This window comes from Sorangium sp. So ce1504, assembly GCF_051521635.1.
GTDB classification, from domain to species: domain Bacteria; phylum Myxococcota_A; class Polyangia; order Polyangiales; family Polyangiaceae; genus Sorangium; species Sorangium cellulosum_B.
This window is the reverse complement of sequence record NZ_CP150365.1, coordinates 6885617-6900514: the sequence shown is the minus strand read 5'-3', so window position 1 is coordinate 6900514 and position 14898 is coordinate 6885617. Positions and strand designations below refer to the sequence as shown.

At 68.4% G+C, this 14898-nt stretch carries 17 protein-coding genes; 8 read left to right on the top strand and 9 right to left on the bottom strand.

Annotated elements, in window-relative coordinates:
- Positions 1 to 2 precede the first annotated feature (2 nt).
- The 5 genes from WMF39_RS25845 to WMF39_RS25825 all read right to left on the bottom strand — a co-directional run bounded on the left by WMF39_RS25845 (position 3) and on the right by WMF39_RS25825 (position 3299).
- Complete coding sequence (locus WMF39_RS25845; RefSeq protein WP_437739144.1) at positions 3 to 611, bottom strand: YdeI/OmpD-associated family protein; 609 nt, start codon at positions 609 to 611, stop codon at positions 3 to 5.
- Positions 612 to 865: 254 nt separating this feature from the next.
- A complete protein-coding gene (locus WMF39_RS25840) occupies positions 866 to 1159 on the bottom strand; it encodes a type II toxin-antitoxin system RelE/ParE family toxin (protein ID WP_437739143.1) in 294 nt (97 codons plus the stop codon).
- Entirely contained in the window at positions 1156 to 1455 is a 300-nt protein-coding gene (locus tag WMF39_RS25835; RefSeq protein WP_437739142.1) for an addiction module protein, read from the bottom strand. Before WMF39_RS25835 ends, WMF39_RS25840 begins: the two co-directional genes overlap by 4 nt.
- Before the next feature lie 642 nt (positions 1456 to 2097).
- The gene (locus tag WMF39_RS25830) at positions 2098 to 2571 is read right to left on the bottom strand and encodes a hypothetical protein (RefSeq protein WP_437739141.1); all 474 of its coding nucleotides are present in this window, start codon (positions 2569 to 2571) and stop codon (positions 2098 to 2100) included.
- A complete protein-coding gene (locus WMF39_RS25825) occupies positions 2568 to 3299 on the bottom strand; it encodes a hypothetical protein (protein ID WP_437739140.1) in 732 nt (243 codons plus the stop codon). The genes WMF39_RS25830 and WMF39_RS25825 overlap by 4 nt, the downstream gene beginning before the upstream one ends.
- A gap of 587 nt (positions 3300 to 3886) precedes the next feature.
- On the opposite strand from WMF39_RS25825, the gene WMF39_RS25820 reads away from it, so the two are divergent.
- The gene (locus WMF39_RS25820) at positions 3887 to 4387 is read left to right on the top strand and encodes a hypothetical protein (protein WP_437739139.1); all 501 of its coding nucleotides are present in this window, start codon (positions 3887 to 3889) and stop codon (positions 4385 to 4387) included.
- 258 nt (positions 4388 to 4645) lie between these two features.
- Positions 4646 to 5017: a hypothetical protein gene (locus tag WMF39_RS25815; protein WP_437739138.1), complete on the top strand. Its 372-nt coding sequence runs from the start codon at positions 4646 to 4648 to the stop codon at positions 5015 to 5017.
- 132 nt (positions 5018 to 5149) lie between these two features.
- Here WMF39_RS25815 and WMF39_RS25810 read toward each other — a convergent pair whose 3' ends face one another.
- Positions 5150 to 6664, bottom strand: coding sequence for an arylsulfatase (locus tag WMF39_RS25810; protein WP_437739137.1), 1515 nt, complete (start codon positions 6662 to 6664; stop codon positions 5150 to 5152).
- Between the two features lie 210 nt (positions 6665 to 6874).
- A complete protein-coding gene (locus WMF39_RS25805) occupies positions 6875 to 7687 on the bottom strand; it encodes a hypothetical protein (RefSeq protein WP_437739136.1) in 813 nt (270 codons plus the stop codon).
- 382 nt (positions 7688 to 8069) lie between these two features.
- Here WMF39_RS25805 and WMF39_RS25800 point away from each other — a divergent pair, with 382 nt between their 5' ends.
- Complete coding sequence (locus WMF39_RS25800) at positions 8070 to 8645, top strand: hypothetical protein (protein ID WP_437739135.1); 576 nt, start codon at positions 8070 to 8072, stop codon at positions 8643 to 8645.
- 8 nt (positions 8646 to 8653) lie between these two features.
- Here the strand turns inward: WMF39_RS25800 and WMF39_RS25795 are convergent, their stop codons facing one another.
- Positions 8654 to 9196, bottom strand: coding sequence for an EF-hand domain-containing protein (locus WMF39_RS25795; RefSeq protein WP_437739134.1), 543 nt, complete (start codon positions 9194 to 9196; stop codon positions 8654 to 8656).
- Between the two features lie 212 nt (positions 9197 to 9408).
- Between WMF39_RS25795 and WMF39_RS25790 the strand changes: the two genes are divergently transcribed.
- Together WMF39_RS25790 and WMF39_RS25785 are read left to right on the top strand one after the other, a co-directional pair.
- Entirely contained in the window at positions 9409 to 9804 is a 396-nt protein-coding gene (locus tag WMF39_RS25790; RefSeq protein WP_437739133.1) for a hypothetical protein, read from the top strand.
- A 96-nt stretch (positions 9805 to 9900) separates the two neighbouring features.
- Positions 9901 to 10395, top strand: coding sequence for a hypothetical protein (locus WMF39_RS25785; RefSeq protein WP_437739132.1), 495 nt, complete (start codon positions 9901 to 9903; stop codon positions 10393 to 10395).
- 48 nt (positions 10396 to 10443) lie between these two features.
- On the opposite strand, the gene WMF39_RS25780 is transcribed toward WMF39_RS25785, so the two are convergent.
- Positions 10444 to 10992 (bottom strand): EF-hand domain-containing protein, encoded by a 549-nt coding sequence (locus WMF39_RS25780; protein WP_437739131.1) that lies wholly within the window; start codon positions 10990 to 10992, stop codon positions 10444 to 10446.
- On the opposite strand from WMF39_RS25780, the gene WMF39_RS25775 reads away from it, so the two are divergent.
- The 3 genes from WMF39_RS25775 to WMF39_RS25765 all read left to right on the top strand — a co-directional run bounded on the left by WMF39_RS25775 (position 10960) and on the right by WMF39_RS25765 (position 14863).
- Complete coding sequence (locus WMF39_RS25775) at positions 10960 to 11871, top strand: RNA polymerase subunit sigma-70 (protein WP_437739130.1); 912 nt, start codon at positions 10960 to 10962, stop codon at positions 11869 to 11871. The two genes, WMF39_RS25780 and WMF39_RS25775, sit on opposite strands and share 33 nt — an antisense overlap.
- Positions 11872 to 12005: 134 nt before the next feature.
- A complete protein-coding gene (locus tag WMF39_RS25770) occupies positions 12006 to 12434 on the top strand; it encodes a DoxX family protein (protein WP_437739129.1) in 429 nt (142 codons plus the stop codon).
- 554 nt (positions 12435 to 12988) lie between these two features.
- Positions 12989 to 14863, top strand: a complete 1875-nt coding sequence (locus tag WMF39_RS25765) for a N,N-dimethylformamidase beta subunit family domain-containing protein (protein WP_437739128.1) — start codon at positions 12989 to 12991, stop codon at positions 14861 to 14863.
- Positions 14864 to 14898 lie beyond the last annotated feature (35 nt).

Here is a 14898-nt window from a genome sequence, read left to right as displayed (position 1 = left end):
GGTCAGCGCCGCCCTTCCGGCACGATGGTCTCACCGCGCGCCAGCATCGCCACCAGCGTCTCGATCTTCTTCGCGCGCCCGGCGGGCGTCTTCATGTTGCTCGTGCGAAACGCCAGCGCGAAGAGGTTCTGGCGCCCGAGGGTCTGGAACGTCTTGCGCGCCCGTGGGTTCGCCTCGATGGCCGCGCGAAGGTCGTCGGGAACGGTGGCTCCGGTCGCGCTGCGGATGGGGGCGTAGGCGGCCTCCCAGCGGCCATCTGCCTTCGCGGCGTCGACCTGCCGCTGGCCGTGCGGGGTCATCCGGCCGGCCGCCGTCAGCCGCGCGATGTGATCCGTGTTGATCTGGCTCCAGACGCTCCTCGCCTTGCGAGGGGTGTACCGCTGCAGAAACGAGACCTCGTCGAACGACTTCCGGATGCCGTCGATCCAGCCCCAGCACAGGGCGACGTCCAGCGCCTGCGCGTAGGTGACCGTCGGCAGGCCCGAGTCCTTCTTGTGAATCTTCAGCCACAGCTCGGTCTCGCGGGCGTGGTTCGCGGCTATCCAGGCTTCGAACGCTGCCTCGGTGGGGAAGCTCTTGATCTTGTCTGGATTGGGAATGATCGGCGCCATGAAAAAGGTCCTGGTTGAAGCCTATCGATCAAGGAACCAAGGGAGCCGGCACGCCGGGTCCTCTGCACGTACCAGAGCTTTCCCTCGACAGTGAGAGCATCGAACGTTGCCCATGGCGGCCGAGCAGCGCCTGCGTCTACAACTCGCCTTTCTGTCTGCCCGTCTGCCCGAAAGATGCGCGGTGCAGCGCCGCGGAGCGGTGTCGGCACCGACGAATTGTTAGACCGAGAATGCCACTATACGCATCTCGGTGCTCACAGCCGCTCTTTCCACGCGTCCGGATGGCGGTGCAGGTGAAGCACCGCTATCACGAGCACCAAGGGTTCTTCGAGCACGAAGAAGACGCCGTAAGGAAAGATTCGAACCAGTGCGCGACGAATGCCGGGCTCGATCTCAGGAAACTGGAGAGGATTCTCCATGGCACGGCGGATCGTGACATCCACTTCAGACTCGAATCGGAATCCGAGATCGCGCCGCTCCCGCTCGTAGCGAAGCGCAGCGTCGAAGACTTCGACCTCCGCTTCCTGGCGGATTTCAAGCCGTCTCATCGCTGCGCGGCGCGCAGGCGCGAGAGCAGGTCTCGGCGGGCCTCCTCCCACGAGCGGCTCGAACCCTGACCAGCGCGGTGCGCCGCCAGGCGTTCCGCGATGATCTCGCGATGCCACTCCAGGGCGGGAACTGCCTCAGGATGGAGCGCCACGCGGTCCCAGAGGGCCTGTACGTAATCGAGCTTCTCAGCGGGGGAGAGGTCGTCGAAACCTGGAGGAGGCATCGCGGGGAGGGACATATCCGCAAATATACCGCAAACGCCACCGGAGATCACGCCCGGCACGTCGTGCATCATGTCAGGGGTTCGCAGGCCATTTCTGTCCGCACTATCCAACAATTCCAGCATCTTACGCGACGCCCGCGGCAGTCCGAGACTGTGCCGGCCGAGAGGGGTCGGCTCACACGTGCGGGCAGAGCAGAGAAAACCCTGCGCTCCGCGCACGGGACGGAGGGAGCGGTCAGGAGTATGACCGACGAGACCTATCCATCCAGGGGCGGACACGCAGGAGCTTCGTGTTCGCATTGCCGTGAGGCTGTACGGACGCGACTGCGCGCGCAGGCCGTTCGGCCAAGAGCCGGACGACGCGACGTGACCTCGTGAGTGCCTAGACAGATGTCTTGGCGTGGCGTTGCACGTGGCCGCAGCACTGGAGAGCATCGGCTGCGAGTATTTTATCGGGGCAGCCTTGTAAGCTCGCTTCAAGGGGAGCCCCGCGCGACGAACGACATCGATCTGGTTGTCGCGATGATGCCCCATCGTGTTCGTGCGTTCGCCGAATCGGTACACGAGTCGTCAAGATCATCTGGGTACGCTGGCTCTCGTACCCACCCAACGTTTTGCTGATCTGCCGCAGTGCGCAATGCGGCGGGCAACGTGGCTTGTTGGGCAGTGCCTGGCGTTGGGAGAGCGTGTGCGGCACGAGCACCGTTGGACTCCTCAGCTATACTTTCGGAGCACGTGATTTCCGGGGAACCACGTGCGGTCATATGGCGGGGGGTGCTGATCGAGGCGCCTCAGAAGCCATCCAGTAGTGAACCCAAGTTTGGGGTCGCGACCGTACCCCATCTTCTGGAGCCGAGCATCGAACGCCGGATCGAGCACCCTTGCGAGATGGGTTTCTTCGACAGGCCATGTGAATCGGCCTGGAACAGGAGACGCTCCGACGACCTCGAAGCTGCCAATGGGCAGTGCATTGTCTGCCGTCGTTCCGATCTCGCGAAAGTAGAAGTGAATCACGTCGCCAACCAGGACATCCTTCACGTGGTCGGCTCGCGCATGATGACCTTGCTCGTTGGGCCTCTCGTGGGCTGCCTTTGCGAGAAAGCATTCCTGTGCAGCCAGGTCGCGGGTATCGTTCAGGTTTGCGATCGTCGGCGTCGCCTTATACACCCATTTCTGTGCCATCGTCATGACTCCGCGAGAGGAAGGCCCTCGAGATGCTCGAGGAGCCGCTTTGCTCCACCACCGAATGCTATCCACGTGATGACGCCCGCCACTCCCCCTCCGATGATCGGTACTGCTCGGCCCACGAGTTCAGCGAACTTCTTCTTCGTAAGTCGGACGCCGATCCACTTCGCTACCTGCTTCGCTATCTGATAGACAGCATATTTGGTTAAGGGAGCCCGCGGAAGGCGCTTTGCTACTTCGCCTCCCATAGCGGTAGCCAACTTTGATAGTCCGTTCGTTGCGGCTTGGGCTCCCAGCATCACGCCAATGAACAGAGTGAGCACAAGCTTGGTCTCGTCGTCGATGTCTTCGTCGTCTTGGAAGAGTGAGGGCCAACCATGTAGATAGGCGAGCTTCTGAAGCACCACCACTACGTGCCAGAAGTACTGAGCCAAGTCGGCCGGAATCGTGCCGGCGATCCACCAGCCTCCTGGTAATCCCGCAATCGCCGAGGTTGCGCTCACGCCGGCGCGGTGCCACGCAATGGAACTTTGCGCGGACTTATTGATGATTGATTTCAGGATTCTGGCCTTCGCTGGCGTTGCGGCCACGGCGCGCTCTACGGCGTCAGCTGCAACGTGCCGGGCTAGCGCCGAGCGCAAAAACGAGGCCCGGTCAACGCGAGCTCCAGGAATCTCAAGAGCTGCTCCCAGGATGCCATTCCATAGCGTAAGACCTGCACCGTCATCCATACCTGGCTCTTCAAGAGAGAATTGTCGACAGCCTGCTCTGGGTTCCCCTGCCCAACGAGTAGTCGACTGGTCAACCGGAGCCGGCGGACCAGGTTATGTATTCGGGCGCAGTTGGTGATCTTGCGCACGGAGTGTCTCACACGGCGGCGCTGCACCGCAAGTCTCAAATGCGGTCCAGCGCGGTAGGGTAGATCCGTATGACACAGGCGCGGTCGCGGGCCTTTCCGGGGTGCCGGGGGGCGCTGGTGGGGCGGCGCGGTGGACCGCGCGGATGGGGGCGGCGCCGTGCCTGGGCGACGCGCCGCGGTGGCCTCGTCCAGGCCAGCTCTTGCGGCGGACCTATCAGGTCGACGTGCTCTTCTGTTCTCGCTGTGGTGGCAGGATGCGTCTCTCAGGTGCTGCGACCGAGCCAGCGACGGCGAGGCAGATCCCCGCGCGGCTAGGGTTCCCGCTGGAAGCTCCGGAATGCCGAGCGCGCGAGCCCACGGAAGGGGTGGCCTGGTCCGAGGGATCCGCGTGCGGGAGGCTCGCCGCCGCCGCGGTCGTCGCGGCGCTCCGGGTCTGGTAGGGTGCGCGCAGAGGTTCCTGTGCTCAAGCTGCCGAAAGATCTCGTCGCCGATCCGCGCCATGACGCGGTGTCCGATCTCCTCACCAAGCACGCGGGCCTGCTGTGGGAGAGCGGTCGAAACCGGGTGGCGACGCTCCCGATGACCGACGCGCTGGCCGCGGAGCTCCGCGGCGCGCTCGCGGCCGAGCACGCCTGCCACGGCCTCGAGCTCATCGCCGACAAGCTCGCCAGGGAGCAGAAGGGGCTGGACGCCGCGGCCAGGAGGGCCCCGGAGAGCCCGCAGAACGCCCGCGCGTCGCGCATCCTCTTTCTCGCGAGCGACGGCAGCACCCGCTTCTATCGCGACTGCGACGCGCTCCTCTCCCGCTACCCCCAGCGCCTCCTGGCCTGCCGGCTCGAGATCACCGGCGAGGCGCTGGGCGAGAAGCTCACGGGGAGCGCAAGGCTGATCCGGAGCGTGCTTGTCCTCGACAAGAAGGTCGCCGCCAGAGCGCTGCTCGCCCTGCTCCCGCCGGCCTGACGCCCCGGCGGCGCCACGGCGCGCTCCAGCGCAGCGCGTCCTCCGTCCACGCGGCGCTCGCGCGCAGGCATCACCGTCGGCGCGGCCTCCTGGAGGGGCACGCCTCTGCGCCTGGAGGTCCTGGCCTCCAGGCCACAGCCTCCACACCGGCGCCTGGAGCATTGTAGCAGGGCTGGGGGCACCGCGGCGGACTCCTGGCCTGCCACGAGCAATGACCTGAACTACGGCGCCATCGCGACATGGCTCAAGACCGACGTCGTGCACACCGCCAACAAGCGCAGCCTCCTCGTGTCCGCGACGACGACCAACGGCGGCATCGCCCAGCAGTACTGGACATCCGCCAGCCCGCCACCGAACAACGCCTACCTGCGGTTCAGCGTCTGGGTCTATACCGTGACCGGGCAGGTGACGATAGGGCTCGGCAGCGGCGGGACGGGTTACACCACCAGGACCTCGACCCAGACTGGAAAGTGGGAGTACCTCCAGACCTGCGGCACGTCGTTCAACAACGAGGTCTATATCTACACGATCGGCGGGCCGGCCGTGTACTACGTGGACGACGCCAACGTGTCGGCGACGCCTTCGCCCCTCCTCGACCAGTATTGCTCGCCCGGCGCCGTCGTCTTCTGATCCACGCCGCCGCCGCTCGGCGCGTGATCCCGAGCGAGCCGGCGTCAAGCGGTCGTGGGGATCTTGCTGGAGCTCGCGGGGCTTCGCCGTGACGCGCGCCGCGGCGGCGGGAAGGATCACGTCGCTCCGTCGTCAGTCACCGTGGATGCGGTTCTGGTTGAGCTTCTCCAGCACTCGGTCGAGGTTGAACGACGCCGGCTTCTGCCGGGGAGGGAACTGCTGGAACGATTCGAGGAGCTTCGCGACGTACGCCTGGCAGGGCACGACGAGGAACACATGGTCGAGGACCCAGTCCCAGTACGTGTTCGAGCCATCGTCGGCCCGCTCGAACGGGTCGCGACGCAGGTTGAAGATCTTCGGAGTCCGCAGGTGGACGAACGGCTCGACCCAGATCTGCAAGCGCGTGGCGCGCTGCTCCATGAAGACGAGCTTCCAGTCGTCATACCGGATCGCCAGGAGATCGCCGTCGTCGCCGACGTAGAAGAACTCCCTCCGCGGGCTCTCCTCCACCTGCCCGGTGAAGTAGGGGAGCATGTCGTAGCCGTCGATGTGCACCTGGAACTTCTTGTTCCCGGCCTGGTGGCCGTGGAGGAGCTTGTCCTTGATATCGGGGACGCCCGCCGCCGAGAGCAGCGTCGGCAGCCAGTCCTGGTGGGAGACGATCCCGTTGAGCACCTTGCCGGCGGGGATCTTCCCGGGCCACCTCACGAACGTGGGCACCCGGAACGCGCCCTCCCAGTTCGTGTTCTTCTCGCTGCGGAAGCAGGTGATCGCGGCGTCCGGCCAGGTGTTGAAGTGAGGCCCGTTGTCGGTCGTGTAGACGACGATGGTGTCGCCGGCGATCCCGAGCTCGTCGAGCTTGGCGAGGACCTTGCCGATGTACTCGTCATGCTCGACCATCACATCGTTGTAGGGGCCCTGGCCGCTCTTCCCCCGGACCTTCTCCTTGGGGTGGGTGCGGAAGTGCATGTGGGTCGTGTTGTACCAGACGAAGAACGGAGTTCCGTCGCGGTGGGCGCGCTCGATGAACTCGAGGCACCGGTCCGTGATCTCGTCGTCGATGGTCTCCATCCGCTCGCGGGTGAGCGGGCCGGTGTCCTCGATGCGCCCGTCGGCGAAGCAGTGGAGCACTCCCCGCGGCCCGAACCGCTTGCGAAACGATGGATCCTTCGGATAGTCGGGGAGCTCCGGCTCCTCTTCGGCGTTCAGGTGGTACAGGTTGCCGAAGAACTCGTCGAAGCCGTGGTTCGTGGGGAGGTGCTCGTCCCGGTCGCCGAGGTGGTTCTTGCCGAACTGCCCGGTCACGTAGCCGAGCGGCCTCAAGAGCTCGGCGATCGTGGGGTCCTCGGGCTGGAGGCCGACCGCGGCGCCGGGCATCCCCACCTTGGTGAGCCCGGTGCGGAGCGGGTTCTGGCCGGTGATGAGCGCGGCTCGGCCAGCGGTGCAGCTCTGCTGACCGTAGTAATCCGTGAAGGCGAGGCCCTCCTCCGCGATACGATCGATGTTCGGGGTGCGATACCCCATCATCCCGCGGTTATGGAAGCTGATGTTCCAGATGCCGATGTCGTCTCCATTGAGGATGAGCACGTTGGGCTTGCCATCGGGCTTCTTTGTCGTCTTCGGAGTGGCCGCGGCGGGTGTAGGCATGGTGATGGAATGACACGCGAGCGACACCCGACAAGTCAGGAGAACCCGCAACCAGGCGCGCCGGACATGGCATCTGCTCTCGACGGCCGCGTGATCCCGTGGTGGACGGCGGCCTTCGCGCTGCCCTCGCTTCGCTGTCCTCACTGCAGCTGGGAGCGCGGCGATCTCCACCAGGGAGGGCCGGTCGTCAGAGACCTCTGGCCGTATCGCTCAGTCGGTGCAGCACGGCGCGCCGCCGGGGGCGTCGCAGGTCGCCGGATCGTCGCTGCACGGCAGGCCCCAGGCCACGGTGGCGCCGAGGACGACCTCCACCTGCGCCGCGTGCTTCGTCGAGCCGTCGTCGTTGCGCGCCTCCGCCGCGAGGATCACGTGGGTGCCCTCCTTGAGCACGGCTTCCGGCTCCCACGGCCTTCCGGGGAGGAACGCGATGAGCCCGAACGCGTGCGGGAACTCCCCGGGGAGGAGCTCGACCATCCCCTCCTGCGGCACGCCCGGCGGGAACAGGTCCCCGGTCGCAGGGTCCTTGACGCTGTACCGCACGCGGACCCTCTCCCCGCAATCGCTGCAGCCGACGGCGAACCAGAGGTGATATCCGCCCTGGGGCCCCGCCATCACCGGGAGCGTGGCGCCGTCCTCGATGCTCTCGAAGCAGGTCTCGCCGGTCCCGATCTCGAACACCGCGGGGTCGTCCGGCAGGCGGCACCCGCCGCCACCGCCCGCCCCCGTGGAGCTTCCGCCGCCGCCTTCCCCCGTGGAGCTGCCGCCTTCTCCTGCGGAGCTTCCGCCCCCTTCCCCTGTCGAGCCGCCAGCGCCCGATCCATTCGAGCTTCCGCCGCCGCCCTCGCCGGTCGAGGTGCTGTCGACGCTCCCCTCGCTGGTGGAACTACCGCCACCGCCCTCGCCGGTGGAGCCGCCGCCCATCGCGTCCGCCTCGACGCTCGAGCTGCAATGGATACAGAGCAGCGCGAGGGTGAGCACGGGAGTCGCTTGCCAGCGGGTCAATGCGCGAAGGAAAGATCTCATGGGGAGCACCTGGAACACGCGAGGGCGCTGTGAAGGGGAGAGCCGGAGCGCTCCCTCCTTCAGGCGCGATGTCCCGGAGGGCCGCGGCGGGCTCGACGCGAGCGTCGGCCCTTGCAGACTTGGCAGCAACCGTTCCATCGCGCGCTCCGCGCAATCCGGGCGCTTTCCCGAGCGCGCTCGCTAGCGCGTTGCGCCACGTGTGCCAGGCGCAGACAGCGCTGGCACAGGGACCAGGCGCGCACGGCCCGGCCGGCGCGGCGTGCGCGCTGGAGAGATGGGGCGACGGCGCGCCCGGCCCCGGCGGGCGTCTTCGAGACCCACGCCGTGCCTTGGCGCGCTATGGTGTCGTCTCCCGGCCGGGGGCCGGGGTTCCTTGCCGCCCATGCCGACGACCCGCCTGTTGCACAGCGCCGAGATCCCCCAGGCCGACAACCTCGCGAACGTGCGGCGCGTGCTGGAGGCGCTCTCGGGCGGGGTGACCGAGAAGGAGCGGATCTCCGAGCAGACGGGCATCTCCTTGCGGCACGTCGGTTATGCGCTCGCCGCTGCCCGCGTCCTCGGCTGGCTCGGCGACGACGGCGCCTCGATCACGCCTGCGGCACGCGAGCTTCTCGCCTCCTCGTCCGGCTCTGCCGACGAGCGGACGCTCCTGAGGCGCGCGATCTTCGCGTGCGAGGTCGTGAAGGAGGTCGCGCCGGATCTCTTCGAGCCCGCGGCGCCGACGCGGGAGGCGCTCGCGCGGCGCATCTTCCGCTTCACCGCGGGCATCGGGAAGGAGACGGCGCGCCGGCGCGCGCAGACCCTGCTCGCCTGGCGGAGCCAGGTGCTGGAGCGGCAGCTCCCGCTCTTTCCGAAGCGCCCGAGGAAGCGCGGCGCCGCGGCCGCAGCGAGCGCTGGCGAGGAGACAGCGCCGGGCGAGGGGACGGCCTCCGGCGAGGAGACAGCGCCGCGGCGCTGACCTCGCTGCTACCTCGCTGCCGGCGGCTTGCGCGCGGAGCGCGCCGGGCGCAGCTCGTCGGCGCTCACCTTGCCGTCGCGGTTCGCGTCCGCCGCCTTCACCCGCTCCCAGCGCTTGTCACCCACCTCGTCCCTGGTGAGGAAGCCGTCGCCGTTCTTGTCCTTCTTCGCGAAGCGCGCCTTCTGCTTCGTCGCCCGGTCCTTCATGCGCAGCTCGGCGTGCGCCTTGAGCTCCTCGGCCGACAGGGTGCCGTCCTTGTTCGTGTCCGCCTTGCCGAGCCGCTTCTGCGCCTTCTCGGGGAGCTCAGCGACGGTCAGCTTGCCGTCCGCGTTCTTATCGAAGCGCTTGATGAGGCGGGCCGGGTCCTTCGGGCCGTGCTTGCGGCGGGCGCCCTGGCCCTGGTGCGGCGCCGGCTTGCTCCCCGTTCCGCCCGCGCCGTTCGCCGCGTAGGCCGCTCCGCCGCCGGCGAGGACGGCCGCGGCAAGGAAGCTGCCGAGGACGAGGCGGCGGAGCGCGGTGTGGGTCTTGTTGGAGAAGAGGGCGAGGGTCATGGGGGTCGTGCTCCTTGGTGCAAGGGCCAGCCTGTTCTTGCCGGCTTCTGTTCGTGAGACGTTCCCCGGGCCGCCCTCCCTACGCGCCCCTCGATCTTTCCAGGAGAGGGAGCCCGGCGGGCGGATCCCGCTATTCCGGGTCGGGGAAGGTGCATAACCTGGGATCCTCGTCGCGCGGCGCCCAGCGAGACCGCGCCGGGAAGGAAGAACGCATGAACCCTTATGCACCTCCGACCGCATCCATCGAGCCTCACGCCGAGGGCGTCGCGCAGATCAGCCCGGAGCAGCGCCTCGAGATCCAGAAGAAGCTGAGTCGCTACAGCAACTTGAGCCTCCTGTGCGGGGTGCCAGGGTTCCTTCTGCAATCGGTGGGTCGCGCGATGGACAGCGCTACCGTCACGCTCCTCGGCGTCGCCCTGTTCATCACCGCCCTCGTGTATTACGCGAAGATGCGCGGCCGGAGCGGCGCGTGGGGGATCGTCGGGGTGGTCACCTGCATCGGCCTGGCGCTCCTCTACTTCCTGCCGAAGCACTGCCTGAACTGCGAGGCGAAGCACTCGTACCGCTCGAAGGGGTGCGATCGCTGCGGCGCGCCGCTCGGCTCTTGAGAGAGCGCTCTCGGCTGCTCCGCGGCGCCGCGGCAGGCGGACCGCGGGCCTCGATCTCGGGCCCCGTGCGGCGCTGCAAGGGGTAGGATGCCGCCCATGAACCGCGTTTCCAAGAGGATGACGGTCACGGTGATCGCGCTCGCGGCGGTCGCAGCCGGCTACGGGCTCCTGAGCTCGCGCGCTTCCGACCCGAAGACGCTGGTCGGCCGCGTCTGGATCGAGCGGATTCCGAAGGGCGACACGGACCGCGTCGAGCTCGTCGCGCTGCTCGCCGACGAGCCGATCGGCATCTTCCGGCGTGCGTCTCAGTACGAGGGCTCGTTTGCCCTGTTTCGTTACGAGCTCCGCGGCAACGACAAGGTGCAGCTGCTCTTCCCGCAGGACAAATCGAGGCACGAGGTCGCCTTCGATGCGCGGTCGTGCGATGTGAAGGGCTTCGACTACTGCCTCGATCTGAGCGGCGCTCCGCGGGGCGCGGCGAAGTACTACAGCCGGAAGGAATGGGAGATCGAGGGGAGCGACCTGCCGGCGCTGGAGAGCGCGCTGCGAGCGCTCGGCGATGAGCTGCTCCGGTCCGCGCCGGAGCCGTGAACGGAGCAGGCCGATCACGGCTCTCCGCGTCGCGCGCTCTCCGTGGAGCTACCGGGCTACCGGCGGCTTGCGCGCGGAGCGCGCCGCGCGCAGCTCGTCGGCGCTCACCTTGCCGTCGCGGTTCGCGTCCGCCGCCTTCACCCGCTCCCAGCGCTTGTCGCCCACCTCGTCCCTGGTGAGGAAGCCGTCGCCGTTCTTGTCCTTCTTGGCGAAGCGCGCCTTCTGCTTCGCCGCCCGGTCCTTCATGCGCAGCTCGGCGTGCGCCTTGAGCTCCTCGGCCGACAGGGTGCCGTCCTTGTTCGTGTCGGCCTTGCCGAGCCGCTTCTGTGCCTTCTCGGGGAGCTCAGCGACGGTCAGCTTGCCGTCCGCGTTCTTGTCGAAGCGCTTGATGACGCGGGCCGGGTCCTTCGGGCCGTGCTGGCGGTGGGCGTCCTTGCCCTGGCCCTGGTGCGGCGCCGGCTTGCTCCCCGTTCCACCCGCGCCGTTCGCCGCGTAGGCCGCTCCGCCGCCGGCGAGGACGACCGCGGCAAGGAAGCTGCCGAGGACGAGGCGACGGATCGCGCTGTGGGTCTTGTTGGAGAAGAGGGCGAGGGTCATGGGGGTCGTGCTCCTTGGTGCAAGGGCCAGCCTGTTCTTGCCGGCTTCTGTTCCTGGGACGCTCCTCGGGCCGCCCTCCCTACGCGCCCCTCGATCTTTTTTCAGCGGGCGCGGCTGTGGCCCACGGCACCTCGCTCGGCCCCGGCCCGCCGCCACCCGCCTGTGGGCAGGGGCCGCGCGCGGCCCGCTTGTGTGAGCCTCCGCGCATCGCGTCGAGGTCGCCGTGTCGGCTCCGGCAGACGGACGCTGAGATCCACGTCCAGCGGGGGTATAAAGGAAGCCTCGTCGCGGCAGACGATCCGGCTCGCGTTCGTGGCCGCGCTCCAGCGGCTCCCGCCCCGGCAGCGCGCCGCGCTGCTGCTGAAGGAGGTCCTGTCCTGGGAGGCCGCGGAGATCGCGGAGCTGCTCGGGATGACCGTCGCCTCGGTCAACAGCGCGCTGCAGCGCGCCCGGGCGACGATGGGCCACGAGGACAGGGCCGATCTCCACGAGCCGATGGACGAAGCGCAGCGGTCCCTGCTCGGCCGCTACGTCGCGGCCTTCGAGCGGCAGGACGTCGACGCGCTGGTCTCGCTGCTCCGCGAGGACGCGACCTGGTCGATGCCGCCCTACCGCCTGTGGCTGCGCGGGCGTCCCTCGGTGCACGCCTGGCTCCTCAAGGTGGGCGAGGGGTGCAGAGGCTCGAGGCTCCTGCCGGTGGCGGCGAACGGATCCTGCGCGCTGGGGCAGTACCGGCCGAGCGGCCCTGGCGGCGCCTTCGTCCCGTGGGCGATCCAGGTCATCGACGTGTCCGCCGGGGAGATCGTCGGGGTGTGCTCGTTCCTCGACGCCGAGCGGCTCTTCCCGCTCTTTGGCCTGCCCTTGCGGCTCGAAACATAGCTCCGAAAAAAATCTTCCGGACGACCGATGAATCGGGCGCCGCCGCGGCGTCTAGGGATCGAATCGGCCGCGCCGCGCCGCCATGACGCCGGGGCGGGAGGACCGATCTGTCCAGAGCGAGCCAGGAGGAGACGATGGAGACGAGCGCCTTGATGTCGGAGCAGCACGTGGAGCCGGTGGTGGTGTCGAACAAGAAGGTCTGGGCCGGGCGGATCCTCAGCGGCCTCTCGGTGGCGTTCCTGCTCTTCGACAGCATCGGGAAGCTGATGATGGTGCCCCAGGTGCTGGAGGGGTCCGAGCAGCTCGGCTATCCCCTGAGCTCGGTCCGCGGCATCGGGCTCGTCCTGCTGGCGAGCGTCGTCACCTACATGATCCCGCGCACCTCCGTGCTCGGCGCGATCTTGCTGACGGGCTTCCTGGGCGGCGCCGTCGCCACGCACGTGCGCGTCGACAACCCGCTGTTCAGCCACGTCCTGTTCCCTGTGTACGTCGCCGCGATGATCTGGGGCGGGCTGCTCCTGCGCGACGAGCGGCTGCGCGCGCTGCTCCCGCTCCGGAAGTAGCGGGGATCGAGAAATGATCGCGCAACCGATGCGTCCGAGCGGGTCGCGCGGTCTGTGATCTGAGCGCGCAAGCTGCGACGATTGCACCGTCATGTGAATTGTACAGCGTGACGGCTGTGTGAGGCCTCCGGCCAGAGTTTCATCTCTGCCGGGAAGGTGTCGACAGCCTCCGGCCAGAGTTTCATCTCTGCCGGGAAGGTGTCGACAGCCTCCGGCCAGAGTTTCATCTCTGCCGGGAAGGTGTCGACAGCCTCCGGCCAGAGTTTCATCTCTGCCGGGAAGGTCTCGGCACCCTCCGCCCGGTGGTCCGAGCGTGGTCTGTCGCCCGCGAGCGCGGCGGAGCGGGTGCCGGGGCAGGTTCCACGATCGGGGCTTTACGTTTCCGAAATGCTTGGACTCCGTTCCACGGAACGGCCGTGGTTCCTGGCGCGGTGATTCCGGGCGTGGCCGGCACCCCTCCGCACGCCTGATCGCGGCCCGCCCGTTGCTCCCGGGGGAACGTGCGCTTGCCGGACGGAAGCAGGCGCCGAGAAGAGCGGAAGGGCAGGAGGCTCATGGCTATCGACGCGTATACCGCGCGCAAATCGGTCATGCAGGGAGGGGCGATCGGGTTTCACGTGAGCAACACCGCGGCAGATCCCGCGGTGCAGATGGCCATCGAGCGGATCGGGGCGCGCGCGTCGCTCGGCGCTCCTGTCAGGTTTTCCGCAGGCGCCCACGCGACGCCGCCGGACGCCTACGCGGTGGGCTGCGGCTGGCCCTGCGCCCATGAATGGCTCGTCCCTCCCGATTGGCCGAGCGGCGTCTATCTGGCCACCCTGAAGAACACGGATGGCGAGGAGGCGTCGCTGCGCTTCGTGGTGAGAGCCCGCTCCCCTGGCGCGAGCATCCTCGTCTGCATCCCGTTCTTCACGGACGAGGCCTACAATGGCTGGGGCGGCAACCGGCTCTATCCATGGGCCTCGCCGGACCGCTCCAGAAGGGTGTCCTTCGAGCGCCCCGGCGGCACGGAAGCGAAGAGCGCGCTGCCGCTCGTGCGCTGGCTGGAGAGGGAGCAGATCGCGGTCGATTATTGCTCCAGCATGGACCTGCACGCGGAGCCCGACCTCTTGCGAGGTGTTCAGCTCCTCGTCAGCACGGGCCACGACGAGTACTGGTCCAGAGAGATGCGCGATGCGGTCGAGGCATTCGTGCGCTCAGGCGGCAATGTGGCGTTCCTGAGCGCCAATACGTGCTACTGGCAGGTCCGCATCGAGGACCACGGCCGCACGATGGTCTGCTACCGCGACGCCGTCGAGGATCCGCTGGCGGGGATCGACAACGATCGTGTGACCGTGCAATGGGCGAACGCCCCCGTGGATCGCCCGGAGAATCACATGACGGGCGTGGGCTACCGGTTTGGCGCCGGCAACTGGCTCGACCCGGAGGCGCAGAAGCAAGCGGTCTACCGGGTGAATTTCCCCGAGCACTGGGTCTTCGACGGCACGGGGCTCGCGCTCGGAGATGCCTTCGGGAGAGGCTCGGTCGGCTACGAGACCGACGCGGCCGATATCGTCGATGTCGACGGGATCGCGCGCGCGACCGGGCTGGGCGGCACGCCGCCGACGTTCGTGGTGCTGGCCGTCGCCGATCTCCGGCAATGGCGGGCGCAGGGGCAAGGCGGGCTCGCGACCATGGGCATCTACCGCCGCGGAGGCACGGTGTTCACGGCCGCGAGCGTCGACTGGGCGGCCCCGTTCGACAGGGGGACCGCCCCGGAGATCGAGCGCATCACGCGCAACGTGCTCGAGAAGCTCTCGCGCCGGTACCCCGAGCACGGCTGGCAGCGGGTGGGCAGCGCGCCGCGCATCGTGGCGATGACGGGCGCCGAGGGGCTCCTCTTCGCGGCCACCGAGGACGGCGCGCTGCTGTGGCGGGAGCCGTCGAGCCAGAACCTCCCCTGGAGGTCCGCGGGGGTGGCCCGCGGCGTCGTCGCCATGGCGTGCCCGGTCGAGGCCGAGGCGGAGCAGCCGATCGGGATCTTCCTTGTGACCGCCGAGGGGCGCCTCTTCTTCCGCGACCCCCTGCGCGAGGAGGTCGTCTGGCGGCCGGTCGGCGTTGGGCCCGGTATCGTGGCGATGGCCACGACCCAGTTCGATCTGTTCGCCGCGACGAGCGGCGGCCTCTTGCTCACGCGCCCCACGCGGGGCGGCGACGTCCCCTGGAAGCCCGTCGGGCGCGCGGAGGGCGTGGTCGCCATGGCGGCGATCAACGGGAAGGTGGTTTCGGTCACGGGGGAGGGGCGCCTCTCATGGCGCGCGCCGGTGCGCCACGAGAGCCCGTGGGTCTCGATCGGAGAGGCGAAGGACGTGCGTGCGCTCGCGGGCGCGCAGGGGAGGCTCTTCGCAGCGACGGGCACGGGCGCGCTGCTGGCAAGGGACGGCTTCTAGCGCTGCTGCAGGAGGCCGCCTCTTGACGCCGGCCG